The 25,599-nt window shown below is 63.9% G+C and carries 20 protein-coding genes, 1 rRNA gene and 1 CRISPR repeat array (1 of these 22 only partly in view); of the genes, 3 read left to right on the top strand and 18 right to left on the bottom strand.

The window, feature by feature from the left end:
• A CRISPR array of direct repeats spans nucleotides 1-1,309; the repeat unit is 29 nt; unit sequence CTCTTCCCCGCGCGAGCGGGGGTAATTCC (it extends 1,222 nt beyond the left edge of the window).
• Between the two features lie 95 nt (nucleotides 1,310-1,404).
• The 3 genes from PWJ82_RS02160 to PWJ82_RS02150 form a co-directional block, all read right to left on the bottom strand.
• On the bottom strand, nucleotides 1,405-1,611 hold the full coding sequence (locus PWJ82_RS02160; protein WP_155875821.1) for a hypothetical protein: 207 nt from the start codon (nucleotides 1,609-1,611) through the stop codon (nucleotides 1,405-1,407).
• Nucleotides 1,612-1,734: 123 nt separating this feature from the next.
• A complete protein-coding gene (locus PWJ82_RS02155; RefSeq protein WP_016442345.1) occupies nucleotides 1,735-2,052 on the bottom strand; it encodes a transposase in 318 nt (105 codons plus the stop codon).
• A 375-nt stretch (nucleotides 2,053-2,427) separates the two neighbouring features.
• The gene (locus PWJ82_RS02150) at nucleotides 2,428-3,417 is read right to left on the bottom strand and encodes an aldo/keto reductase (protein WP_016442344.1); all 990 of its coding nucleotides are present in this window, start codon (nucleotides 3,415-3,417) and stop codon (nucleotides 2,428-2,430) included.
• A gap of 159 nt (nucleotides 3,418-3,576) precedes the next feature.
• Here PWJ82_RS02150 and PWJ82_RS02145 point away from each other — a divergent pair, with 159 nt between their 5' ends.
• Entirely contained in the window at nucleotides 3,577-4,584 is a 1,008-nt protein-coding gene (locus PWJ82_RS02145; protein WP_016442343.1) for a diacylglycerol/lipid kinase family protein, read from the top strand.
• Between the two features lie 58 nt (nucleotides 4,585-4,642).
• On the opposite strand, the gene PWJ82_RS02140 is transcribed toward PWJ82_RS02145, so the two are convergent.
• Together PWJ82_RS02140 and PWJ82_RS02135 are read right to left on the bottom strand one after the other, a co-directional pair.
• On the bottom strand, nucleotides 4,643-5,785 hold the full coding sequence (locus tag PWJ82_RS02140; RefSeq protein ID WP_016442342.1) for a branched-chain amino acid aminotransferase: 1,143 nt from the start codon (nucleotides 5,783-5,785) through the stop codon (nucleotides 4,643-4,645).
• A 30-nt stretch (nucleotides 5,786-5,815) separates the two neighbouring features.
• Nucleotides 5,816-6,886: a 3-isopropylmalate dehydrogenase gene (locus tag PWJ82_RS02135; protein WP_016442341.1), complete on the bottom strand. Its 1,071-nt coding sequence runs from the start codon at nucleotides 6,884-6,886 to the stop codon at nucleotides 5,816-5,818.
• Nucleotides 6,887-7,120: 234 nt separating this feature from the next.
• On the opposite strand from PWJ82_RS02135, the gene PWJ82_RS02130 reads away from it, so the two are divergent.
• A complete protein-coding gene (locus PWJ82_RS02130; protein ID WP_016442340.1) occupies nucleotides 7,121-8,302 on the top strand; it encodes a thiolase family protein in 1,182 nt (393 codons plus the stop codon).
• 57 nt (nucleotides 8,303-8,359) lie between these two features.
• Here PWJ82_RS02130 and PWJ82_RS02125 read toward each other — a convergent pair whose 3' ends face one another.
• The 6 genes from PWJ82_RS02125 to PWJ82_RS02100 form a co-directional block, all read right to left on the bottom strand.
• Nucleotides 8,360-9,727, bottom strand: a complete 1,368-nt coding sequence (locus tag PWJ82_RS02125; protein WP_016442339.1) for a PFL family protein — start codon at nucleotides 9,725-9,727, stop codon at nucleotides 8,360-8,362.
• A gap of 127 nt (nucleotides 9,728-9,854) precedes the next feature.
• Complete coding sequence (locus PWJ82_RS02120) at nucleotides 9,855-10,121, bottom strand: ACT domain-containing protein (protein WP_039898278.1); 267 nt, start codon at nucleotides 10,119-10,121, stop codon at nucleotides 9,855-9,857.
• Between the two features lie 138 nt (nucleotides 10,122-10,259).
• Nucleotides 10,260-11,075: a DsbA family protein gene (locus tag PWJ82_RS02115; RefSeq protein WP_274735105.1), complete on the bottom strand. Its 816-nt coding sequence runs from the start codon at nucleotides 11,073-11,075 to the stop codon at nucleotides 10,260-10,262.
• Between the two features lie 125 nt (nucleotides 11,076-11,200).
• Nucleotides 11,201-12,229: a ketol-acid reductoisomerase gene (gene ilvC / locus PWJ82_RS02110; RefSeq protein ID WP_016442336.1), complete on the bottom strand. Its 1,029-nt coding sequence runs from the start codon at nucleotides 12,227-12,229 to the stop codon at nucleotides 11,201-11,203.
• A 145-nt stretch (nucleotides 12,230-12,374) separates the two neighbouring features.
• Complete coding sequence (ilvN, locus tag PWJ82_RS02105; RefSeq protein ID WP_016442335.1) at nucleotides 12,375-12,938, bottom strand: acetolactate synthase small subunit; 564 nt, start codon at nucleotides 12,936-12,938, stop codon at nucleotides 12,375-12,377.
• Nucleotides 12,939-12,984: 46 nt separating this feature from the next.
• Nucleotides 12,985-14,787, bottom strand: coding sequence for an acetolactate synthase large subunit (locus PWJ82_RS02100; protein ID WP_196800252.1), 1,803 nt, complete (start codon nucleotides 14,785-14,787; stop codon nucleotides 12,985-12,987).
• A 324-nt stretch (nucleotides 14,788-15,111) separates the two neighbouring features.
• On the opposite strand from PWJ82_RS02100, the gene PWJ82_RS02095 reads away from it, so the two are divergent.
• Complete coding sequence (locus PWJ82_RS02095; RefSeq protein ID WP_274735104.1) at nucleotides 15,112-16,413, top strand: threonine/serine ThrE exporter family protein; 1,302 nt, start codon at nucleotides 15,112-15,114, stop codon at nucleotides 16,411-16,413.
• Between the two features lie 44 nt (nucleotides 16,414-16,457).
• Here the strand turns inward: PWJ82_RS02095 and ilvD are convergent, their stop codons facing one another.
• The 7 genes from ilvD to rrf form a co-directional block, all read right to left on the bottom strand.
• Nucleotides 16,458-18,302, bottom strand: a complete 1,845-nt coding sequence (gene ilvD / locus PWJ82_RS02090) for a dihydroxy-acid dehydratase (RefSeq protein ID WP_274735103.1) — start codon at nucleotides 18,300-18,302, stop codon at nucleotides 16,458-16,460.
• A gap of 88 nt (nucleotides 18,303-18,390) precedes the next feature.
• Nucleotides 18,391-19,299: an ABC transporter ATP-binding protein gene (locus tag PWJ82_RS02085; protein ID WP_274735102.1), complete on the bottom strand. Its 909-nt coding sequence runs from the start codon at nucleotides 19,297-19,299 to the stop codon at nucleotides 18,391-18,393.
• On the bottom strand, nucleotides 19,286-20,407 hold the full coding sequence (locus PWJ82_RS02080) for a FecCD family ABC transporter permease (protein ID WP_274735100.1): 1,122 nt from the start codon (nucleotides 20,405-20,407) through the stop codon (nucleotides 19,286-19,288). The genes PWJ82_RS02085 and PWJ82_RS02080 overlap by 14 nt, the downstream gene beginning before the upstream one ends.
• Nucleotides 20,408-20,440: 33 nt before the next feature.
• Nucleotides 20,441-22,180, bottom strand: a complete 1,740-nt coding sequence (locus PWJ82_RS02075) for an amino acid ABC transporter ATP-binding/permease protein (RefSeq protein WP_274735099.1) — start codon at nucleotides 22,178-22,180, stop codon at nucleotides 20,441-20,443.
• Nucleotides 22,164-23,915, bottom strand: coding sequence for an ABC transporter ATP-binding protein (locus tag PWJ82_RS02070; RefSeq protein ID WP_274735098.1), 1,752 nt, complete (start codon nucleotides 23,913-23,915; stop codon nucleotides 22,164-22,166). Before PWJ82_RS02070 ends, PWJ82_RS02075 begins: the two co-directional genes overlap by 17 nt.
• Nucleotides 23,916-24,080: 165 nt before the next feature.
• Complete coding sequence (locus tag PWJ82_RS02065; RefSeq protein WP_274735097.1) at nucleotides 24,081-25,169, bottom strand: heme/hemin ABC transporter substrate-binding protein; 1,089 nt, start codon at nucleotides 25,167-25,169, stop codon at nucleotides 24,081-24,083.
• 328 nt (nucleotides 25,170-25,497) lie between these two features.
• Nucleotides 25,498-25,599, bottom strand: a 5S ribosomal RNA gene (gene rrf, locus PWJ82_RS09545); the annotation flags it as partial.

Genomic DNA, 25,599 nt, shown 5'->3' with positions numbered 1-25,599 from the left:
TCTTCCCCGCGCGAGCGGGGGTAATTCCGTGAAATTCAATATACCCGCACCCCGGAGCGGCTCTTCCCCGCGCGAGCGGGGGTAATTCCTCGAAAATGGTTTCATGATCTTCCGCGCAATACTCTTCCCCGCGCGAGCGGGGGTAATTCCCAAGCAGAAGCCCAAGCCGCTGGGCTCAAAGACTCTTCCCCGCGCGAGCGGGGGTAATTCCACTTGAGCGCGTATGTTCCCGCGGGGGCTGAACTCTTCCCCGCGCGAGCGGGGGTAATTCTAAGCCGGGCATTAGCCCGCCGGTGCTGCTCTTCTCTTCCCCGCGCGAGCGGGGGTAATTCTAAGCCGGGCATTAGCCCGCCGGTGCTGCTCTTCTCTTCCCCGCGCGAGCGGGGGTAATTCCCGCCCCGGATGATCTCGCGGTGGAGTTTGAGGCTCTTCCCCGCGCGAGCGGGGGTAATTCCCTCGCCGAAAATGGCCATAATCAGAAATGGCTCTCTTCCCCGCGCGAGCGGGGGTAATTCCAGCATCGCTGCTTTTATTATTTTCAATAAAAGCTCTTCCCCGCGCGAGCGGGGGTAATTCCCTCTTCACTCCCCAGAGGGGAGGAGGAGCGCCCTCTTCCCCGCGCGAGCGGGGGTAATTCCTACCGGGGCGGCTAGTTGTGTGGTGGCGTATTCTCTTCCCCGCGCGAGCGGGGGTAATTCCTAACCTTACCTACGACAGGGCCGAGGGTAGGACTCTTCCCCGCGCGAGCGGGGGTAATTCCGCGGTGTCGCCTGCGTTCCGTCGTCATGGCGTCTCTTCCCCGCGCGAGCGGGGGTAATTCCACGCATGGATACCCTCCCCTGACACCAAGTTCCTCTTCCCCGCGCGAGCGGGGGTAATTCCCCGCTTTCGCAAAAGAAGGGCCTGGATCTGGTCTCTTCCCCGCGCGAGCAGGGGTAATTCCAAGCTGCGCAATATTGAACGCTGCGCTGTTGACTCTTCCCCGCGCGAGCGGGGGTAATTCCCTGAAAATGTGGAGGTGCTTGCCCCGGGTATTCTCTTCCCCGCGCGAGCGGGGGTAATTCCCTGAAAATGTGGAGGTGCTTGCCCCGGGTATTCTCTTCCCCGCGCGAGCGGGGGTAATTCCCGTGTCCACAGTGGCGGGCAGTTCGGTCGGCGCTCTTCCCCGCGCGAGCGGGGGTAATTCCTGAAGGGTCGATGGGGCAAATGGTGGTCTCTGCTCTTCCCCGCGCGAGCGGGGGTAATTCCAAGGTTGTTGAGGCCAAGCCGGAGCAGACTATCTCTTCCCCGCGCGAGCGGGGGCAATCCTATGGCCACACCAGCATTTGGCGAGTCACCGATGGAAGAGCTCCGCGATTGTCACCACCATGCATCGCAATATCACCATGACACTGACCGACCCGACTAACCATTTCCGTGTTTTTCGGAGAAGAGATAAGCAGAGACAACAGCTCTCGCTAACACCTCACCTGCCTTTTCCAGCCTCACGATCTCGGCATCTTTAGCTGCGAGTCCTTTTTCGCGCCGCTGTTCTAAACGTTTCATTTTAGCTTCGGCCGTGTCTGCGCTTCGATGCAAACGTTGTTTTTCGCGCTTATCACGGTTACTCATGATCCGAGTCTTGCGTGGGAAACCCCGAATGTTCAAGTCCCAGCAATGTGACGGAAATTCAACAGTGAATGTGGTCCCCAACTCACCGGAGACTTCTAGCGTGAGGATCTTCCTGGCCGTCACTCACAATGTCTGATGTGGGTGGCCTGCTTGACACGCAAAAAAGGCCGACGCGGCTTTCAGGAGTTCATTAACGTCGCGGAGTTCCTGGTTCTCCCGGCGCAACCGCATGTTCTCTGCGAGCACGTCTTCTTCCGCCCGCCTAACCGGCCCGTTCTTACGGGCTTGCTGAACCCATCGGCGGGCCGTATGCCAGGAAACGTCATGTTTGGACGCTACGACCCTGCACGCATCTTGTAAAGATATCCCCTCGGCGAGGATCCGCTTCTCAACAAGGCGGATAACACGGTTCTTAGTTTCCTGATCAAATTTCTTCGACATAATCCAGATGTCCTTATCTACTCAAAAGGAAGAAACCTGGATCACTTCACTTTTCCATGCTTTCTCTCCTTTGAGATACAACAAGACTACCAGATGATTATCAGGTGTAAAAGCATCAAACATGTCCATATAATATCTTTTCTCGCGTCTGCATATTTCGACGCAAGGGAAAGAATTATAGGCCAGCAAACACTGTTACCCCCGCTTACACGGGGAAAACGGCCCACCTAGGCAATGCATCAAACCTTGACCTACCCACGCCTTAGCGTGGAAAACCGCTCGCTACGAGCCTAGTCGATGGAGGCGAACCTGGAAAACCAACACACATGAGAACTTCTGTCAATCTTCCAAGCCCGACGGCCACCCCCACAAGCCCTAGAACAACGCCACTTTCTCCGGCGGCGGGAAGATTGCGTCGAGCTCAGTTAAGTCCGCGCTGCTCGGCTCCCACACCAGGGAGGCTGCATTCTGGCGGACTTGCTGCGGCGTCGTCGCACCGGCAATAACGGATGCCACGCACGGCCGCGAGGCCAACCACGACATCGCCACCTGCACCGGCGTCAAGCCGCGCGCCTGCGCAAACGCAACAAAATCCTCGATCTGATCCCAGTCCGTGGATTCGAGCAACGCCGCCTTAGAGTGCGCAATCCGCGAACCCTGCGGCGCCTCACCCCGCCGATACTTGCCCGTCAGCAATCCGTTCGCCAACGGGAAGTACGGGAAGATCCCCAGGCCAAAGCGCTGCGCCGCCGGCACCACCTCGAGTTCCGCGCGTCGGTCAATCAAGTTGTAATGCGACTCGGTAGCAATCGGGCCCACAAACCCCCGAACAGCCGCCAAATGCGAAGCGTCAGCAAGCTGCCACCCGGCATGGTTCGACGTCGCGTAATACCGAATTTTACCCGCCCGCACCGCGTCCGAAAGCGCCCCGAGCGTCTCCTCGGGCGGCGTCACCCCATCCGGCGTGTGATAAAAATACAGGTCAATCGCCTCCACGCCGAGCCGCCGCAAGGATGCCTCCAAGGCCCGCGTCACGTAGCGCCGTGAACCGCGCGCCCCGTAATCAGCGCCGTTACGCCCCTGCATATCCATACCAAATTTTGTTATAACGACGACGTCGCGGGCCCGCTCCCCCACTTCCCGCAGCGCCTTTCCGAACATGGTTTCCGAAAGCCCCGGCTCTTTGCCGTACACGTCGGCAAGATCAAAGGTGGTGATTCCTTCTTCGAGCGCCGCGCGCACAACCGCATCCGTGCCTTCTTGTGTTTCGGTTTGCGTATGGGCGCGGCCAAAATTATTACCACCGATGCCGACGGCGGACACCATCAGGCCCGACTTCCCTACCGAGCGATACGTCATTGCCATACCGCCAGCCTAGCGGACACCGAGCGCGCCCGTTCCGTAGCTCGGTTACGATGAGGGAACAGTGCTCACCTGTGAGCGGTGTTTTCGGGCGCGGCCCCGGCAGGGAATTATGAGGCTCGGAGCGCGCCACCACCACCGAGGGAAAGAGGGCTTGCCACTATGTCAGATTCTGCGGCGCAACAGCACCAGCACAACGGCTATCCGGAGGGGCGGCGCCAGATCCGCCGCGTCGTTCTTCTCACCAACCCGACCGCGGGAAAGGGCCGCGCCACTTCTCTAGCTGCCCATATCACAGCCGAGCTGCTCAAACATGGCGTTGATGTGGTAGGAAACTACGCCACCACCGTCGCGGAAACTCGTAAGAACGCCAGGGCAGCACTGGCCGATCCAGACATTGATGCCCTGGTGACCTGCGGTGGGGACGGACTGGCGAATCTCATCGTGCAGGAGCAGGCCGGTACCGGCAAGCCGCTCGGCTTAGTCGCGGGAGGAACCGGGAACGATATTGCGCGCGGCCTGGGTATTCCCCTCGATGTGCGCGCAGCGGCCCGGGTCATCGCATCCGGGTATACCGTGATGACAGACCTTGGCCTAGCCACCCGCGAAGTAAACGGTGTTTCCCAACCCGAGCGCCGCTATTTCGCCTCAATCCTCGCCGCGGGTATCGATACCCGCATTAACGCGCGGGCGAAGCAGATCCGGTGGCCAGGAGGTTCGGCCGCCTATTTCCTCGCGGTTCTTGCCGAAGTAGCAGCCATGCGCACCGCCCCACTCACCTTGAGCATCGACGGCGGCGAACCCTTCACCCTAGAAGCTACCCTGTGCGCGGTTGGCAATACCAGCAGTTACGGAGGCGGGATCCGAATGTGCTCGCACGCGGATCCGCGTGACGGCAAGCTGGCACTTACCGTCGTCAGCCCGGTATCGCGCCGCACCGCGGCTCGCAACCTCCGCAATATCTACACCGGAGATTTCTCCAAACTGCAAGATATCGTCACTCAAATCCAGGTAAACAGTGTTCGCCTGGAGATGCCCGACCTTATTCCGGCGGTCGATGGCGAAGACCTCTTCCCCACTCCGCTCACCGTGACGGTAGCCGCTGGTGCCGGATGTTTCCTCGTCCCGCCGCCGCGCCAGTATCGAGCCCAGACGCACAAAACGAACTAGCCCAAACCCGCGGGCGTCGCTCACCCCAGCGCCGCGCGCGTAACGCCGCCCAACCCCGCTAGGCGATCCGGTACATCCAGCCAAAGGGATCTTCGCGGGTACCGTTTTGGATGCCGGTGAGCTCCTCGTAAATCCGCTGGGCCACGGTGTGGGTGGGCAGCTCAACGCTGAAGTCCTCCCCGGTGAGCTGGCCGATAGCGGTCACAACGGCCGCGGTCCCGCAGGCGAACATTTCTGCCACGTTCCCGTCCTGAATACCGCTCACCACATCACGCAAAGCGAGAGTATCTTCGCGCACCTCAACCCCGGCGCGGCGCAGCAGCTGCATAATGCACGAACGGGTATTCCCGGGCAAGATATTGCCGGTGAGTTTCGGGGTGGCCACGCTGCCGTCCGCGTACACCACAAAGACGTTCATCCCGCCCAGTTCATCAAGGTTCGTGGCGGTTGCGGCGTCAAGGAAAAGAACCTCATCGTACCCGGCCGCACTTGCGGTGACCTTGGGCAGCAGCGAGGCCGCGTAGTTCCCGCCAGTTTTCGCCGCGCCCATACCTCCGGGGCCGGCGCGATGGTAATCGGGCTCCACCCACACCTTGATGGGCTGGAAACCATTGGGGAAATACGCCCCGGCTGGCGACGCGAGCACGATGTACTCGTACGCGGCAGCCGCACGCACCCCGAGGAAAGCCTCCGAGGCGAAAATGAAGGGCCGCAGGTAGAGCGATTCCCCCTCCGCGCCCGGCACCCAGCGCCGATCCTGGCGCACCAGGTTCACCAGCGAGGCCACAAAATCATCCACGGGCAGTTCCGGAATCGCCAAGCGATGCCCGGAGAAGTTCAGGCGCGCCCCGTTGTAGGTGGGTCGGAACAGCCACAGCGAACCGTCCGCATGCCGGTAGGCTTTCAAACCTTCAAAAACTTCCTGGCCGTAGTGAAGTACCGCGCCGGCCGGGTCCAGGCTGAGCGGGCCGTAGGGCACGATGGCATGGTTATGCCAGCCCTCTTCCGCGGTCCACGTTGCCCGGGCCATATGGTCAGTGAAGTAGCGGCCGAAACCGGGGCCGGCCAGCACCTGGCTAATCTCCTCTTCGGTGGCCGGGTGTTCATTCGGGTGAACAACGAACCGGCCGGCGAGGCCATCCGCGGGCGCGGGGGTGGTAGCGGCAGCTTCCAGTTCTTCCGGAGTGCTCGGAACGCTCATACCTGAGTCCTTCTTTCTTCGTGGTGATCCTTAACGGTTATCTTCCATAGCGGCGAGAATAGCATCACCGATCTGGGTGGTTGTGCGGCGCAGCGGCGTTCCGGTTGCCGCGGCCGCGGCGCGCGCTTCCATATCTGCCCTGATGGCCGCCTCAATACGCGCGGCCGGCTCAGCGAGCCCGAGGTGGCGCAGCATGAGCGCCGCGGAGGCGATTGTTGCCGTCGGATCTGCTTTCCCGGTCCCCGCAATATCCGGCGCTGAACCGTGGATCGGTTCGAACATGGAGGGGAAGTCTCCTTCCGGATTAATATTGCCCGACGCCGCAAGCCCCACGCCTCCGCTTACCGCCCCGGCTTCGTCGGTCAGAATATCGCCAAAGAGGTTATCTGTCACGATGACATCGAAACGCTGCGGGTCGGTCACCAGGTAAATCGTGGCGGCATCCACATTGCAGTAATCAACGTTTACGCTCGGGTACTCCGCGGCCAGGCGGTTCACGGTGCGCTGCCACAACCCACCCGCGTGCACGAGCACATTGGTTTTATGGACGAGGGTGAGGTGGCGGCGAGGCCGGGATGCTGCCAACTCAAAGGCGTAGCGCACCAAACGCTCAGTTCCGTGAGCGGTGTTTACAGATACTTCGGTTGCCACTTCGGTAGGCATGCCGCGGTGAACACTGCCCCCGTTGCCCGAGTACAGACCTTCGGTTCCCTCGCGCACCACCACCAGGTCAATATCTCCCGGTACCGCTAGCGGGGTGGGAACCCCGGGATAGAGCACACTGGGCCGCAAATTAACGTAGTGGTCGAAGGCGAAGCGCAGCCGCAGCAGAATCTCACGCTCCAGGATTCCGGCGGGCACCCGCGGATCTCCAATAGCGCCGAGCAGCAGCGCGTCATGCCCGGCCAAGGCTTCCAGATCGGCATCACTGAGAGTTTCTCCGGTATCCACATAGCGCTGCGCCCCGATGCTATAGGGTGTCACGCTCAGCTCCGTGCCGCTTTCTCCCAGCGCAGCGCGTAGCACTTTCAGACCTTCGGGCACAATTTCCGGACCGATGCCATCTCCGGCAATAACAGCGAGATTAATAGAGGCGCGCATACGGGTGAGTATACGAGATCCGTCCACTTGGTGAGACTATTCGTCTCACTTTTCGGAATGCTCGGCGGGTGGGACGAAGCAGCGGGGCAGCGTTGAGACCCGCGCGGCGGGAACGTAGGTACAGAACGGAGGCGCAAAGCTCAGGCTGCACTTAGGCCGGGGTTAGGTACCTCTCCTGGAGCCGGCGCGCCTCTCCTCGTAGAATTGAATTCTTGAATCTCGGGAGGCAAGGTTATGGCGTTCGATTCACCTATCGTCATTGTCAGCGGCGCTCGCATTCCCACGGGGAAGTTCCGCGGCTACTACGCGAATACTCCCGCGCACGAATTGGGTGCGGCGGCGGCGCGCGCGGCCGCCGAGCGCGCGGGTATCCCCATGGCGGATGTGGATGATTTCGTGGTGGGCTGCGTGGGCCAGACCGGTGCCGATGCCTATATTTCCCGCCGGATCGCCCTGGCCGCCGGAGCGCGGGCCTCCTCCACTGCCCTCACTGTCAATCGGGTGTGCGGCTCCGGGGTGCAAGCCCTCGCGAGCGCAGCCAGCGCCTTGCGTTCCGGGGATGCGCGCATCGTCATGGCGGGCGGTGCTGAGAATATGACGCGCCAGCCGGTCATGGATTTTTCCCGCGCCGGTCACCTCAACGGGCCGAAGCACGTGGACGGCACATTTTCGCTGATTTCTGATCCGTTCTCGGGCCGGCCCATGGGCTGGACAGCGGAGCGGGTCGCGGAGAAATTCGGTATTTCCCGCGCCGAGCAGGACGCTTTTGCGGCCCAGTCCCAGGCCCGTGCCCAGGCCGCCATCACCGCCGACGCTTTTGATAAGGAGCGTGTTCCTTTCACGATTGACGCCGGGGAACCCACTGAGCGCGTCGTCGCTGCAGAAGAATATCCGCGCGCGGGCGTGACGGCTGAAACGCTCAGCCACCTCCCCCCTGTTTTTGCCGCGCACGGCACCGTGACGGCCGGTAATTCTTCCGGGATTAACGACGGCGCCGCCATGCTCGTCCTCATGCGGGAAGAAGATGCGATTGCGGCGGGTGTGGATATTCTGGGCGAGCTGGTGGATGTGGCAACCGTCGGGGTGGAACCGGAGTACATGGGCTACGCCCCGCGCTTTGCTATTGAGAAGGTGCTTGAGCGTACCGGCCTGAGCCGGGCGGATATTGGCTGGGTGGAACTCAATGAGGCTTTTGCCTCCCAGGCCATTGCGGTGATTCGCGATGCGGAGCTGGATCCGGAGATCGTCAATCCGCTGGGCGGGGCGATTGCGCTGGGCCACCCGGTGGGGGCTTCGGGAGCGATTATTTCACTGCGTGCTCTCCTCAATCAGCGCGAACGCGGAATCGAGCACTCCCTTGTGACACTGTGCATCGGCGGCGGGCAGGGCATCGCGGCGATTATCCGCGCCCGCTAACCTCGCTTGCTAACGACTCCCGCTAAGCTGACTCGCTAACCGTTCCTCGCCTCGCGCCTAATTCTTGAAAGCGTGCACGGGCGCCGGGATAGTACCCCCGCGGCCAATGAATGCCGCGCTGGAGTACGGGCTTACCGGCATCACGGGAGCGCTGCCAAGCAGGCCGCCGAATTCCACGGTATCGCCTTCGCTCAAGCCCGTAGCGGGGATGACTCGCACGGCGGTGGTCTTGGAGTTCATGATGCCGATGGCAGCTTCGTCTGCGATCATGCCGGCGATGGTGGCGGCCGGGGTATCCCCGGGCACCGCGATCATGTCAAGGCCCACCGAGCAAATAGCGGTCATGGCTTCGAGTTTGGCCAGGCTAATAGCGCCGAGCCGCGCCGCTTCGATCATGCCTTCATCTTCGGAGACGGGGATGAAGGACCCGGAGAGGCCGCCCACGTGCGAGCAGGCCATGAGCCCGCCTTTCTTCACCGCATCATTGAGAAGCGCGAGGGCCGCCGTGGTGCCGTGGGCTCCCACGCGTTCCAGGCCCATGGCTTCCAGGGCGCGTGCCACCGAATCGCCGACTTCCGGGGTGGGAGCCAAAGAGAGGTCAACAACCCCGAAAGGCACCCCGAGGCGCTGCGCGGCAAGCTGCCCGACCAGTTCGCCCATGCGGGTGATTTTGAAAGCGCTGCGCTTGATTTCTTCCGCGAGTTCATCGAAGGATGCCCCTGCTGCCGCCGTAATTGCCCGGGTAATAACACCCGGCCCGGATACCCCCACGGAAACCACACAATCGGGCATTTCTACCCCGTGGAAAGCCCCGGCCATAAAGGGGTTATCCCCCACCGAGTTAGCAAAAACGACCAGCCGAGCAGCCCCGGAGCCCTTTTCCGTGCGGGCGGCAAGCTCACAAATGGTTTCCCCCATGCGCCCAACCGCGCTCATATTAATTCCGGCGCGTGAGGTTCCGATATTGACGGAGGAGCACACCACCGAGGTGGCGGCCAGCGCGGCAGGAATGGAATCGATGAGCGCCTCATCCGCGCGCGTCATGCCCTTTTCCACCAGGGCGGAAAACCCGCCCACGAAATCCACGCCGATTTCCCGGGCGCATTCATCAAGCATCACCGCCCACGGGGTAAGGTCCTTTTCCCCGCTTGCCGCGGCCACTAAAGCAATCGGGGTCACGGAAATGCGCTTATTAATAATGGGGATACCCAGTTCCGCTTCGATCTGCCGCGCTACCGGCACCAGGCGCGCGGCCCGCTCCATAATGCGGGCGCGGGCCCGTTCGCGAGCGCGCTCGCCATCCGAATCCGCGCAGTCCAGCAGGGAAATCCCCATGGTGACGGTACGGATATCGAGGCGGTCCTCGCGGATCATCGCGAGGGTTTCCAGAATGTTTTGGGCAGTGGGCTCACTGCTGGCATACATAGGTATTCTCCCGTTCCTGTGCGAGTTCCCGTGCACGTTGCCGTGTCTGTTCCAGTGCATATCGCTGTGCCTGTTCCGGTGCGCCGGCCAGTTTTACGCACCGGGCCAGCCTATCCACCAGACCGGGCTAGACGCGATGCATGGCGCGGAAAATCGAATCCGCCTGCACGTGGATTTCCAGCGCTTCCGCGCCGCCCAGTTCCGCCATGGCCTGCTGCACCTGGGTAATGGAGCTACCCTCCGGAAGCGCAACTTCGAGGATCATAGTGAAGTACTCATCCATGAGGGTTTGGGTGACGTTGATAATATTCACCCCGAGGCGAGCAAGTTCAGCGGAAACGGCCGCGATAATCCCGGTGCGATCCACCCCGGTCACAGTCATAATGGCTTTCATGGCCTCTATTGTGCCACGCCCCTGCGACAGTTTTTTCGCACTCCGTGCCCCGCGAGCTACAACCGGTCACCCCTGCGGGCCGCAACCAGTCGCTGCCACGCGCCACAACCAGCCACCGCCACGCGCTACCGCCACCACCTACTTCAAGGGCGCGAGGAACTGGTCCAGGTTGCCGTTATTCGGATCGCTCACCAGCTTCTCGTCAATAACAACGGCGGGAATGTACTTCATGCCGTCGGCGAGGAATTGCTCGCGTAGTTGCTTGAGAAGGGGAAGGTACTCATCCGCGGCCAGCGTGGCACGCAGGCTCTCCAGCTGCGCGGCGTCAAGACCCACCCGAGTAGCAAATTGTTCAATCAAGGCCGGGTCGGGCTGCTGGCGTTCGGCGCGGTCCGCGTGTTTCACCACCGGGATGGAGCCTTCTTTGTAGAGCAGCTCGTGGAAATCAAGGTATTTATCCGGGGCGTTGACCGCGAACCACACTTCGGCCTGCTCCCCCTTGACACTGTAGGGCGATTCCTCGAAGCGCATATTCGGGTGGTAGACCAGCGTGATTTTCCCGTCCTTGGCCATCTGGATGAGTTCCTCACCGTGGTCGCGCACCAGGTCATTGCACCAGGGGCACCAGTAATCGGAATACACCCGCACCACCGGTTTGCCTTCGTTGACGCTGCCGGCCACGCCGTCAGCCCCGATAGAAATGCCACCCCACTGATCGAGGGGCGCCGGGATTTTCTCCGTCACCACATTGGCTCCGCGCTGGATGGGTACCAGATGGGCGGGTTCTTGAGTAGCACTCGGAGTCGCGCTGGCGGAGGGCCTGCTGGGCGCCGTCGTACTATCTGTGGTAGCGGCCACGGTAGGTTTCACCCCCGGCGCATCCGATGTATCGGTGCAGGCGGCGAGGCCGAAAACCAGCACCCCGAGGAAAGCGAAAGCGGAACGACGACGCATATGCAGCCTTTCTCACAGTAGAACTCAGCTCATACAAACCGGCCCACCCGCGGTACCTTGCCGCGAGCGGGCCGGCTAACTGGCGCTTATCCTAGCCGCCTCACCTGGGAACGGCAATGCTGCGCTTAGCGGGCGGTCTGCCCGTCCGTGTAATCGGCGTCCACATCGGTATTCCACGCGAACATGGAACGCACCTCGCGCCCGGTGGCCTCGAGCGGGTGGCTTTCGTGCTCGGCGCGCAGCTTCTTGAATTCGGGGGCGCCGGCATCCTGGTCGTCAATGAAGCGCTTGGCGAAGGAACCGTTCTGGATATCAGCCAGCACTTCCTTCATATGTTCCTTGACATCCGGGGTGATAACGCGCGGGCCGGACACATAGTCGCCGTATTCGGCCGTATCCGAGCAGGACCAGCGCTGCTTGGTCAGCCCGCCTTCGTTAATGAGGTCAACGATGAGCTTGAGTTCGTGACACACCTCAAAGTAGGCCATCTCCGGCTGGTATCCGGCTTCCACCAGCGTTTCGAAACCGTAGGTGATGAGCTGGGAAACCCCGCCGCACAGCACGGTCTGCTCGCCGAAGAGGTCCGTTTCGGTCTCTTCCTTGAAGGTGGTCTTAATGGCGCCGGCGCGGGTGCCGCCAATCGCGGCGGCGTAGGACAGGGCCACGTCCCAGGCCTGCCCGGAGGCATCCTGTTCCACGCACACGAGCACCGGCACTCCGCGCCCGTCTTCGTACTGGCGGCGCACCGTGTGCCCCGGGCCCTTGGGAGCCACCATGCACACATCGTGGCCGGCAGCGGGCTTGATATATCCGTAGTGAATATTGAAACCGTGGGCGAAGAACACCGCGGCGTCGGCCTTGAGATTCGGCTCGATTTCCGCGGCCCACAGCCCACGCTGGGTCTGATCCGGCACCAGAATCATGACGACGTCAGCGTCCTTGGTGGCATCGGCCACGGAACGCACCGTCAGGCCCTGTTCCTGCGCTTTCGCCACGGAACTCGAGCCTTCGCGCAGGCCCACCACCACGTCCACGCCGGAGTCGCGCAGGTTGAGCGCGTGCGCGTGCCCCTGCGAACCGTAGCCAATAATGGCAACCTTCTTCGATTGGATGAGGGACAGATCGGCATCGGCATCATGGAAGATTTCTGCCATGGTTTTCTCCTTTTGTTGGTCGGGGCCAGGCCCCGCGGTTGCGGTTTTTCGGTTTCGGTTTCGTTGCGGTAGTGCGGCGCCGCGCACGCTGTAGGTGCGCCGCATATACGACGACGCCGCTTATCTTCGCCGCGCGCCACTGCGGCTAGATGCGCCCGCGGGCGAGCGCCTCCGGGAAGTCCCCGGGGTCTCCCGCCATATCGGCGGTGACCCGTTCGGAAAGCGAATGCGCTCCGCGCCCGAGCGCCACGGTTCCCGACTGCACAATTTCCCGGATCCCGTAGGGCTCCAGGGCGGTGAGCAGGGCTCCGATCTTGCGGTCGGATCCGGTGGCTTCAATGGTCACGGCATCCGGCACCATATCGACCACGTGGGCGCGGAAAAGGTCCACGACCTGCACCACGTGGGAACGGGTTGTATCATCAGCGCCAACTTTAATGAGGACGAGGCGGCGCAGCACCGCTTCCTCACTGTCTAATTCCACGATTTTGATGACATTGACCAGCTTATTGAGCTGTTTGGCCACCTGCTCGAGGGGTTGTACCGCGGCGTCGACCACCACGGTGATACGCGAGAGCGCCGGGTTTTCCGTTTCTCCCACGGCGAGCGAATGAATATTGAACGCGCGGCGGGCGAAGAGCCCGGCCACCCGCGTGAGCACTCCGGGTTTATTCTCCACCAGTACGGAGAGCGTGTGGCGCTGCGGCATTGTTATCCTTCCTTTCGTGGCGGCTCGAGCGGCGACAGTGCGCTACTCACGCGAAGTTCTCATCCACTTCGGGGCGCAGCCCCTTGGCGTACATAATCTCATCATTGGATACCCCGGCGGCGACCATCGGCCACACCTCCGCATCCGGGGAGGTAATGAAGTCGATAACGACGGGCCGATCATTGATCTCCATAGCGCGCTGGATGGCAGTGTCGACGTCGTCCTTCTTCTCCACGCGCCAGGCCGCGCAATCATAGGCTTCGGCAAGTTTGACGAAATCGGGGATACGGCGGGTGTTGTTCCCAGTTTCCAGATCGGTGAAAGAATAGCGCCCGTCGTAGAAAAGGGTCTGCCACTGGCGCACCATCCCCAGCGAGGAGTTATTAATAACGGCCACTTTGATATTGATGTTATTGAGGCGGCAGGTGGCCAGTTCCTGATTGGTCATCTGGAAGGAGCCGTCGCCGTCAATCACCCACACGGTGCGCTCGGGCTGACCCACTTTCGCGCCCATACCGGCCGGGATCCCGTAGCCCATGGTGCCCGCGCCCCCGGAGGAAAGCCAGCGGTGCGGGTGCTCGAAATGGAGGAATTGCGAGGCCCACATTTGGTGCTGCCCCACCCCGGTCACCCAGATGGTGTCCTCACTGCCCGCCACGGCGCCCAGACGCTCGATCACATACTGAGGGGAAACAAGGCCGTCCTCCGTGGGGGTGTAGCCGGCCGGATAGGTATCCCGCAGGCGGTTGAGGTACCCCCACCACGGTTCCAGATTCGCTTCCCCGTACTGTTCGCGAGCCGCGCGCACCGCCTCGAGGAGGGCGGGAACGGACTGCGCCAAATCACCGATAATGGCCACGTCCGCGGTGCGGTTCTTGGAGACTTCCGCCGGGTCAATATCGAGGTGGATAACTTTTGCCCGCGGCGCGAAACCGTCAAGCGCCCCGGTAACGCGATCATCGAAACGCGCCCCGAGCGCCACGATGAGATCGCTGCGCTGGAGGGCGCCCACCGCGGGAACAGTACCGTGCATGCCCGGCATCCCCAGGTTGTGGGGGTGGGAATCGGGTACGGTGCCGCGAGCCGGCAGGGTGGTGACCACCGGGGCACCGGTGAGATCGCTCAGTTCGGTGACCTCGCGGGAGACCCGGGCGCGCACGGCCCCGCCTCCCACGTAGAGCACGGGGCGGCTCGCGGTGGCGATAAGTTGGGCCGCCTCGCGGACGGCAGCGGGATCCGGTTCGCCGGCCGGGCGGTATCCGGGTAGGTCCAGGCGCGGGGGCCACACAAATTCTGTTTCTTGGTTCTGGGCGGATTTCGCGATATCCACGAGGACGGGGCCGGGGCGCCCGCTCGCCGCGAGGTAAAAAGCTTCTGCCAGGCGGGCCGGAATATCAGCGGCGTCGGTCACGAGGAAAGAATGCTTGACCATGGGCATGGTGGCACCCACGATATCGGCTTCCTGGAAAGCGTCGGTTCCGATGGCCGCGGCCCCCACCTGCCCGGTGATCGCCACCAGCGGGACGGAATCCATATTGGCATCCAGCAGCGGGGTGACGAGGTTCGTTGCCCCCGGCCCGGAGGTGGCCATCACAACACCCACGCGCCCGGTTGCCAGCGCATAGCCTTCGGCCGCGTGGCCCCCACCCTGTTCGTGGCGCACCAGGATATGGCGCGGCGAATCGCTATCGTACATCGGGTCATAGGTGGGCAAAATAGCTCCGCCGGGCAGCCCGAAGACGACATCCACACCGAGTTCCGCTAGGGTGCGGACAATGGCGCGGGCGCCGTCCATTTTTTCGCGGATCTCACCGGGCTGGTCCCGGTGAGACGCGGCCGACGCGCCCATCGCGGATGCATTCATCTCGGATGCGGCCATGGTTCCTCCTTCAACCTGATTCACCTGGTTCTTCGGGCCTGTTCTCCTGGAGTGCCGAGCGGGGTGGCTAGCTGTGGTGGTTAGCGCATAAAAAATCCCCTCACGTGAGGGGAGCGCGCAACCGGTGGTGCGCGCTACCTCACTACGATAATAAGAAGAATCTGAGCCATGCCTTTCAGACTACCGGAGCGCGGTCCGCGAACGCTAAAAAGATCAATCTGTCTCACATCGTGGATTTCGGTTTCATTGTTCGGACAGTTTTCCGGAGTTTTTCGGGAAGCGTACCCTGGACGCGTGACGTTTTCACACCGGCCCCCTGCGCCGCAGCAACCCAGCCATCTGCGCTATGCCGCGCGGGCGGTACTGCGCGCCGGATTGCTACTCCTGGCGAGCGGTGCCTCCGCCTACCGGGTCAAACACTCGATGGAACGCACCGCACACGCCCTGGGAATCCGCACGACCCACGCCGCGGTATCCTTCACCGAAATCACGCTCACCTGCTACGGCTACGGGGATGTGTGCACTCTCACCGGGGAACAGCGCGCCCTCGGGGTAAACGCCGCCCGTATCGACGCGCTTATTACGGCCATTGATGCCCTCCCGGACGGCTCGACTCCCGCGCGGGTCACAAGCACCCTCGACGATGCAATAGCGCGGGCCCGCACCTACCCGGCCTGGTTACTCGCCCTGGTATCCGGGCTTGCCTGCGCCTGTTTCTGTTTCCTCAACCGAGGCGGGGTGGTGGAATGCTCCGCGGTTTTCTTCGCGGCGAGCGCGGGGCAGGCGGCGCGCGGCTGGTTAGCTCGCCGCCTCGTGAACCACTTCGGGATTTGGTTCCTGGTAGGAGCGCTAGCTGCGGTGCTGTATCTCGCCACGGTGGGGGTGGCTGAAGCCGCGTGGCATATCGCGGTGGTGCACGAGGCCGGGGTGGTTTCCGCCCTCCTCTTCCTCATTCCCGGTTTCCCGCTCGTCACCGCGATGCTCGATACTATTCGCGCCGATTTCTCCGCCGGCCTGACCCGCGGGGCCTACGTCACCATGCTGATGCTGGCCGCCGGGATGGCGGTGTGGGTCGTCACCGTCCTCTTCGATACCGATATCGCCCCGCACGCCGCTTACGTCATCCCCGAACCGTGGCTTGCGCTGGCGCGCGCCGCCGCAACCTTCGTGGCCTCCTACGGTTTCGCTATGCTCTTCACGGCAGAACAGGGTGCCGCGCTGCTGGCCGGAGCTATCGGCGCACTTGTCAATGCCGCCCGCATGAGCGCCCAGGACGCCGGCTTCTATAACGTGGCCGCGGTGTTCCTCGCGGCCCTGGGCGCCGGGATCCTCGCCCATCTCCTCACCCGCCGCACCCGATTTTCCCGGGTCTCGCTCAGCGTCCCAGCCGTCGTCGTCATGATTCCCGGGGTGGTATTTTTCCGCGGCCTGCACGCCATTAATGCCGGGCAGATCGCCCAGGCAGCCGGCGCACTCACCAATGTGGTTCTTGTTATTTGCGCGGTGGGCGCCGGGGTGGCAGCCGCCCGCATGATCACCGACCGGCACTGGCTCATGGAGCCACCCCACGAGCTCAGCCCGGCCTTCGACAACTAGCCGGTAGCACGCCGGCGCTAGGGTGAGCGCGGCCCCGTGGTGCTTTAGTCGACCCGGCCGTCCACCACCCGCACCGCCCCGCGATCCGCCGAGGTGGTCATCATCGCGTAGGCACGTAGCGCCTTGGAGACTTTCCGGTCGCGATTCTCCGGGTGCCACGGCAGGTCACCCATCTGGGCGCGCCGCTCGGCCAGTTCTTCTTCGGAAACATCCATGGCGAGCAAGCGGGTGGGAACGTCGATAATAATGTGATCCCCTTCGCGCAGCAGCGCAATATTGCCACCCGCGGCGGCCTCCGGGGAGACGTGCCCGATGGACAGACCCGACGTCCCCCCGGAAAAACGCCCGTCGGTAATCAGACCGCACACCTTTCCGAGGCCCAGGCCCTTGAGGTAGGAGGTGGGATAGAGCATTTCTTGCATCCCCGGCCCGCCCTTGGGACCCTCGTAGCGGATCACCACGATATCGCCCGGTTCCACCGCCTTGGACAAAATAAGTTCGACGGCGGCCTCCTGGGAATCAACCACTCGGGCCCTCCCCTCGAAGTGGAAGAGTTCCTCGCTGATGCCGGCCGTCTTGATCACCGCGCCGTCCTCCGCGAGGTTCCCGCGCAGCACGCACAGTCCACCATCCTTCGTATAGGCGTGATCGGCGCTGCGGATACACCCGTGTTCTCCGTCCAGATCCGGGCTTTCCCAGGTGGAATCCTGCGAAAATGCGCGGGTGGTGCGCACGTTGCCCGGCGCGGCGCTGAAAAGATCACGAGCTTGTTCCGAAGGTGCCACCCCGCGAATATCCCAGGTTTCCAGCCAGGATTTCAGATCATCGGAATGCACCGAATGCACCGAATCATCGAGCATGCCCGCGCGGTACATTTCCCCGAGCAGCGCCGGGATCCCACCGGCCCGGTGGAAGTCCTGAATATGGAATTCGGTGGAGTTCGGGGCAAGTTTGACCATGCAGGGCACTCGCCGCGACAGCGCATCAATATCCGCCAGCGTGAAATCCACATGCCCTTCCTGGGCGATGGCCAAAATATGGAGCACGGTATTGGTGGAGCCCCCCATGGCCACGTCCATGGACATCGCATTGGTGAACGCCGCCTTCGTCATAATATTGCGCGGCAGCACGCTGGCATCGTCGTCGTGATAATAACGTTTCGTGAGCGCGACGATGCGCTTCCCCGCCTCTTCGAAAAGCCGGCGGCGGCGGGTGGCGGTGGCGAGGGTCGAGCCGTTACCGGGCAGGGACATGCCCAGCGCTTCGGTTAGGCAATTCATGGAATTCGCGGTGAACATTCCCGAGCAGGAACCGCAGGTGGGGCAGGCGTTTTCCTCCACGCGCGCGAGCTCGTCGTCCGTGATGGAATCGTCCACGGCCAGGGCCATCGCGTCGATGAGGTCAATATTATGGTCGACGACGCCTTCCACCGGCTTACCCGCCTCCATGGGACCACCGGACACAAAAATAGTGGGAATATTCAGGCGCATGGCGGCGATGAGCATCCCGGGCGTGATTTTATCGCAATTGGAAATACACACGAGGGCATCCACGGTGTGCGCATTGCACATATATTCGATGGAGTCGGCGATTATTTCGCGGCTGGGCAGCGAGTAGAGCATGCCGTCGTGGCCCATGGCGATACCGTCGTCTACCGCGATGGTATTAAATTCGCGCGCCACGCCGCCGTTAGCCTGAATAACATCGGCCACGATTTTCCCGACGTTACGCAGGTGGACATGCCCGGGAACGAATTGGGTGAAGGAATTAGCGATGGCAATAATCGGCTTTCCGAAATCTTCCGAACCCATCCCGGTAGCGCGCCAGAGCGCCCGCGCCCCGGCCATATTCCGGCCTGTTGTTGACGTTGCCGATCGCAGCTGCGCCATAGTTCCCCTTCGTATCGTGTGTTGTGGTGGCGGGCGGTGCCGCCGTCGTCCTTAGTCTAGCTGTGTCCACGTAGTGAGAATTGCTTTCTCACTTTACGGACGTGGTTGCGGTGGTGGGAACGACGACGATAGTCCCATCGCCCAGCGTCTCCACTCGGATCGGCCAGTCGTAGACCCGGGTCAGCAGCTCCGAGGTGAGCACCTGGCGCGGGGTGCCGGCCGCCTCCACCCGGCCGTGGCGCAGCAGCACCACGTCATCGCAGAGCGCGCCGGCCAGTTGAATATCGTGCAGCACCGCGACGACGGTATGCCCGCCGGCCGCCAGGCGCCTGCACAGCTCGAGGAGGCGCTGCTGGTGGGAAATATCCAGGGCCGCGGTCGGTTCATCCAGGAGCACCACCCCGGCACGCTGGGCAAGAACCCGCGCGAAGGTGACGCGGGCCTGCTCGCCGCCCGAAAGGCGGGTGACATCGCGATCCTGGAGGTGGGTGACATCGGCGGCGTGCAGGGCGGCGTCGATAATGGCGGCGTCCGCTGATCGCCCGGCACCGGCTGCACTCCCAGCACCGGCGCCCCGCCCGGCACCGGCTGCACTCCCAGCGCCGGCGCCCTGCCCGGCACCGGCGCCCCGCCCCGCCCCGTTCCCGGATCCGAGACCCATGGCCACCAGGTCACGCACCAGATAGGCGAAGGGGAAGGTGGAGTTTTGCGGCATAACGGCGCGCATGTGCGCCAGCTCCCGCCAAGAAAGGGAGGAAACGGAGGTGCCGCCGATGCGCACCTGCCCGGACGTGGGTGCTTGGTCACCGGCGAGCAGCGAGAGCAGCGTGGATTTTCCGGTGCCATTGGGGCCGAGTACCCCGAGGACCCGCCCGGGCTGGGCAGTGATGCTGACGTCGTGGAGAACCCGGTGGCTACCGTAGGCGAAGCTGAGGTGTTCGGCCACGAGTGCCCCGGCCGGCCCCCCCGCCGCGGAGAAGAGATCAACCACGGGCACCTCGCAGGTTCTTGCGCAGCAGGATGAAGAAGGTGGGGCCGCCCACCAGCGCCGTGAAGATCCCGATGGGGAGTTCCGCGAAAGGCACGAGGGTGCGGGCCGCAAGATCGGCGTAGGTGAGAAGTACCGCCCCGCCCAGCAGCGCAGCCGGAATAAGCATGCGGTTCATTGGGCCCATGAGGAGTCGCAGCACATGCGGAACAATAAGGCCCACGAAGCCGATCACTCCGGCGAAGCACACGGCGGCGGCGGTAAGGATGGCGGTGAGGACGATGGCGGCGGCCCGCAAGGCCGCGACGTTCACACCCACGTGCCCCGCTTCGCGCTCCCCCAAGCTGAGCAGATCGAGGCGGCCGGCCAGCGCGAGGGCACCGAGGATGCCGACGCCGACCACCGCACCCACCACGGCGACCTGGAACCAGGAGGCCCCCGCCAACGAGCCCATCTGCCAGAACACGATTTGTTCGCGGGCGTTGGTATCGGCAAGGTAGGTGGCGATGGAGGTGAGGGCGGAGGCCACCGCGGTCACCGCGATACCGGTGAGCACCAGGGTGAGAGTTTCAGCCCGCCCCTGCGAGCGCGCCAGCAGGTAGACGGTGGCGGAGGTGACGAGCCCGGCGGCGAAGGCCCCCAGCGGTACCGACAACCCGCCCAGGGCCCCGGGAACAAAGACCATGGTGAGGGCGGCCCCGAAAGCGCATCCGGAAGAAACCCCGATAATTCCCGGTTCCGCCAGCGGGTTGGAGAAGACCGCCTGCATGACGGCGCCGGCCACCGCGAGCGCCCCGCCCACCAGGATCCCTAAGCAGATACGGGGGAAGCGAATATTCCAGAGCGCCGCCATGATGAGGGGATCGTCGGGAGGTGCGGTCAGCCCGAAGCGGGCGGCGATACCGCGCGCCACGTCCCCCACGGTCACGGGGAATTGGCCCAGGTGCGCGGAGATAAGCATTCCCAGTGCAAGGAGCACGGTGAGGATGAGGAAGGTCCAGACGCGCCGGCGGCGGCGGGCGGCGATGCCGGCGGGTACCGGAGGCACGGCTGGCGCGGCGGGCACCGCGGAGAGCGCGGTGGCCGCGTGCCGCTGGTTGCCGCGCTGTCCACTCATTCTGTCTATCTTGCCTTAATGTTGCACGGAGCGCTAATGGCGCGGCGTCCGGACTTCGGTGATGTCGGCGGGTGGGCCGGTCAGCACCAGGCGCCCGCCCGAAAGCACGGCCACAGTATCCGCTTCGCGCACCGCATCGAGGCGGTGGCTCACTTCAATAATGGTTGTATCGGGGAGGGCGGCGCGCAGATTGGCCCGAATCCCGGCTTCGAGTTCGCTATTGAGGGCGGCGGCGAATTCATCGAGGATGAGGACGGCCGGACGCATGAGCACCGCGCGGGCCAGGCACAGCCGCTGCACCTGCCCTCCCGAAAGCGCGTATCCGGTGGGTCGGCCGTGCGAGGTACCGCCTCCCACCCGGGTGGCTAAGCCCTCCGGCATGGCTCGCACATCGCCCTCCAGCCCGGCCACGGTCAGGGCGCGCCACAGTTCAGTTTCGCTAGCGCCGGGAACTCCCAGGCGCAGGTTATCGGCAATAGTCCCGGCCACGATCTGGCTCTTTTGGGAGACCCCCACCACGCAGGCGTGCAGCGAGGCAACGTTGAGATCCGTGGTGGCAATCCCCCCGATGCGCACCGTCCCGGACGTCGGGTCATCGTAGCGTTCCAGCAGGTGCACAAGCGTGGATTTCCCCGAGCCGGAACGCCCGGCCAGCACGGTGTGAGAGCCGGCCGGAATACGCAAGCTCACCCCGCGCAGCACCTCGCGTTCACGCTCCGGATAGGTGTAGTGGACAGCGTCGAATTCTACCGACAGGCCACGTTCGGGCATGAGGATACCGGGGCCGTCCGGGCACGGCTGGGGTGCGTGCGCGAGGGCATAAATGCGCCGGGCGGCCGCGAGCGAAGCGTCGAGGGACGACGCCGCATCTTCGAGAGCTTGGGGGCCTTCCCATACCCGCAGGGCCGCCACCGCGCCGGCCGCCGCGAGCGGCAGGGAGATAGTCGGGTCGTTGAGGCTCGCCGCGATAATCCACGCCGCGCTCAGCCCGGCGGCAAGAATATTGGCCCCGCGGCGCAGCCCGGCCACCCAGGCGGGGAAAGATCCGCTGGTGGCGACTTTCGCGCCGAGGGCAGCTGTTTCTTCCATACGGTCGGCAGTGCGCCCGAAGACGAGTACATCTTCGAGGCCGTATAGCGAATCGGTCACATGCGCGGCCAGATCGGCGCGGGCGGCGAGTTGCGCCGTCGTCGCATCAATGGCACGCCGGGTACCCGCGTACGGGATAACAGCGAGTGCGAGCACCGCGGCCACCGCCGGCAGTACCATCGCGCTCCACCCGAGCACCGCGCCGCCCACCACCAGCGCGGCCGGGGTGAGCACGTAGGCGCAGACCACCGGAGCCACCGTGTGCGCGTAAACCACTTCGATACGGTCAATATCGCGGGTGAGGGAGGCGACCATATCCCCCGAACGCGAGCGGGTCATAATCCCGGGGGCCTTGGGCCACAGGCTGGCAAAAACGCGAGTGCGCAGCAGCTCGAGGGCCCGGAAAGCCACGTAGTGCCCGGTGAATTGCTCGAGGTAGCGCAGGCCAGCTTTGAGGAGCGCGAGGAGAGCCACGAGCCAGAGGAAGCCCGCTCCCCCGCCGCTGCTCACGGCCGCCACCATTCCGTAGGTCGCCACCGCGAAAAGCCCGATATCAGCCACCTGCCCGGCGGCCCGGCACAGGGTGGAGAGCGCGAGCGGGCCGTGGACGGGGCGGGTCAGGGAAAGCAGCCAGGGCACAACGGTGCGCAGCCCCGGCGCTGCGTTATTATTCGGCGCGGACATCGCTGACCTCCTCGAGAATTACGGCGCGGACCCGCACCACCCGGTCCGCCAGGGCCGCTAGCGCGGGACGGTGCGTGACCATGACGAGCGTGTACTCGGGCCCGAGCGCTGCCAGCGCCGCGCAGATCCGGTCCTCGGATTCCATATCGACCTGGGCGGTGGGTTCGTCAAGGAGCAGCAGGGTGCGCCCGGCCAAAAACGCCCGCGCTAGAGAAATGCGCTGGGCCTGCCCACCGGAAATCAGCGCGGAATCCTCCCCGAGATACGTATCGATTCCTGCTGGCATCCGCGCCACGTCTTCAGCCACCTGGGCGCGTTCAAGAGCGTCCCACATCTGCTGCGCGGTGGCGTCCGGGCGCGCCAGACGCAGGTTATCGGCAATGGTTCCGGTAAACATCCACGTTGTTTGAGCGACGACGGCGCTGCGCGCGCGCACCTGCGCCAGGTCACCACTGCCGGCATCCACGCGGACCCCGGCTACCTGCACGCTCCCGGCCTGCGGACGTAAGGCGCCGCGCAGCAGGGCGAGGAGGGTGGATTTCCCGGCTCCGCTCACGCCCACAATCGCGAGGCGTTCCCCGCGCTCCACGCGCAGGTTTGCCGAGGTCAGCACCTCTTCGCGCCCGTAATTCACCGCCGCGTTAGTCACGGTGATGAGCGGAGCTTCACCGGCGGGCCGGGCTGCGCTGCCACTCGGAAGCGCACCGTCATTCGCGAGGGTGCGGGGAGCCGCAGCTGCGCCGTCGTTCCCACCACGCGGAGCGATGGAAAGGTAACGGGTGATGGCTTTTTGGGCGGCACGCCCGCCCATACCGATGTAGAAGAATCCCGCCACCTGCGAGAGCGGTTCGAGGAGCACCACCGCGAGCAGAGCCACGGCGAGCGCCTGCCACGGCGCGAGGTGCGCCGCGCGGGCGGTGGTGAGCCCGGCGGTGAGGCAGATGAGGAGGAGGCCGACCAGGCCGTCCATAACGATAATGACGATTTGGTTACCGGCCAGCATCCGCATAATGGCGCGGCGGTTGGTTTCCCCACGGCGAGCCAGGTCCGCTTCGATGCGTTCCCCGGCGTTAAAGAGGCGAATGGTGGTCATATTGCGGATGGCATCGAGGTAGCTATCCACGAGGGTGTCACGCGCGCGGCGTGATTCGCTGGAGGCGCGGCGGAAGAAACGGAAGAAGAGTCCGATGCCCGCCGGGATGAGCGGGAGGGCCGCCATGACGCCGAATCCGATGACCGGGTCGATGGCCACGCCGATAAAGGCAAGGGTGAGGAATGGGGCGAGCAACGCGCCGATGGTGGTACCCACATAGCCCTGCCGGTAGTTGGTGATTCGTTCGACGCTATCGGTGAGGAGCGGGAGGAGCCGCCCGGCCGTATAGGGCGTCGGGGTGCCGGTGCGGGCCAGCGTGAAGGTTCGTTCCAGAAGCAGACCGCGCAGCCGGCGTTCTTCTGCGCGAGCTGCGCCGGTGCTGCCCACGCGTTCAGCAGTGGCGCAGACACCGGCACACGCGAAGAAACCGGCCGCGAGCCAGGGGTGGCCGGTGGCGGGCAGCGCCGCTGTACCAGCAGGTGCACCGGCGGCCTGCGCGCTGGCGTGGGCCACCGTCACGTAACCGGCAATAATCGCCGCAATGGTGGCCAGGCGCAGGAAGGCCGCGATGAGTGCGGCGCGGCGCCCGGGTGCGGAAATCGGGTCCGCCCCGCGCGAGCTGGGGCGCTGGGCCACGGTCATCCCCTCACTATCCTTTCGTGCTGTGCTACCGCGCGGGCACACTAGCCGCCCGCGCTTTCCCACTACCGGCTGGGGTTTTCATCATCGGCCGGCGTATTTTCTTTACCGACCCACGTGTTTTCTTTACCGACCCACGTGTTTTCTTTACCAACGCACGTGTTCCCACTACTGGGCAGTGTAGAGCGCTTGGCCCATCGCTCGGATCAGATCGCCACTTTGCGGACCGAAGCCGAGGGAAAGATTATCGGGAATGGCGAGCACACGCTGTTTCTTCCCGGCCTCGGTTTGCGAAATGCCGGGCTGCCCTTCGAGGGCCTCGATCCCGCCGAGCGCGCTCAGCCCGTTGGTCATCACGATAATAACTTCCGGGTTAGCCACGAGGAGGGCTTCCTGGCTGGCGGGCCGGGCCTGGGTGACTCCCGCTTCCCCGGCCATATCACGCCCGCCCACCGCGTCAATGACGTCGCTGGCACCCGATTCGCTCCCGAGCAGCATGAACAGGCCGGCCTGCGGGCGAATATTGAGGAAGACCATGCGCAGCGGATCGGCCGGGGCGAGCTGCGCTACGTCGATACGAGCCTGCGCGATGGATTGCGAAATCTGGGCGGCGAGTTCTTCGCCGGCCTGCCCGGCACCCACGGCGCGGGCTACTTCGGCTGCGCGGGCGGGTGCGTCGTCGAACGTCGTGGCGCGCGAGAGTCGCACCACCGGGATACCGGATGCTTCTAGTTGGGCGAGGGTGCCTTCCGCCCCGCGAATGGTGCCGTCGGTGAGAATGAGGGTGGGTGCAAGGCGCAATACCGCTTCGGCATTGACGGTGTGCCCGCTTTCGGTGACGACCGGCACGCTCGCGAGGCTCGGCTCGGTATCGGATATGGTGCGGCCCGCGATGGTGTGGCCCAGCCCGAGGGCGAGAAGCGTTTGCGAAATCGCGGCGGACATATCGAGCGTGACAACACGCGATGCATCGGTCACGGTAACTTTCGCGCCGCTGGCATCCGTGATCGTGACGGGAAGGTTGACCGCTGCCGGTACGGTCGGATGCGGTTCGGGGAGCGGGGCAACGGTCGCCATCCCGGTGAGGCTACGCGGATCGGATACGGGCGCCGCGGTGGTGGGCGTGGGCGCCGTTGCCTCCGCCTCCGCTGCTGATGCGCCGGGCTGCTGCGGGGCATGTCCCTCTGTTGTCGCGGTTGTCCCGCATGCGCTCAAGGCGAGTGTGAGCACCGCGCACAGCGCTCCCCAACGTTTCATTCTTACCTCCATTTCTCCTCTACCTTAGGGTACGACGACGCAGCTAAGCCCCGCGAGCAACCCCGCGAGTATGTCGCTATCCAGGGCTGCGCCAATCATGTATCGGACGGTACCACACCCATCGGGCAAGGTTGAGCCCTGGCGACGCATCCGCCTAACTGTCGCTATGTGAGCGCCTCTTTCGGGCTGTTTCCGCCTTATAGGCCGGTTTTTGGGTCAGCCTCGTTGCTGGCCCCTCATAAGCATCGTTCCGAACGCGTGTGTTCTCACTAGTTAAACGCGTGTGGGGTGTTACCCAACCAGGCAACACCCCACACACTAAGAAACATGGCGGCAGCAACCTACTCTCCCACACCCCACCGAGTGCAGTACCATCAGCGCAAACAACCTTAGCTACCGGGTTCGAAAAGGATACCGGGCGTAACCTTGC

This window comes from Actinotignum schaalii, from assembly GCF_028864145.1.
GTDB lineage: Bacteria > Actinomycetota > Actinomycetes > Actinomycetales > Actinomycetaceae > Actinotignum > Actinotignum schaalii_B.
The sequence above is the reverse complement of the archived record's forward strand: the minus strand, read 5'-3'. Positions and strand labels throughout refer to the sequence as shown.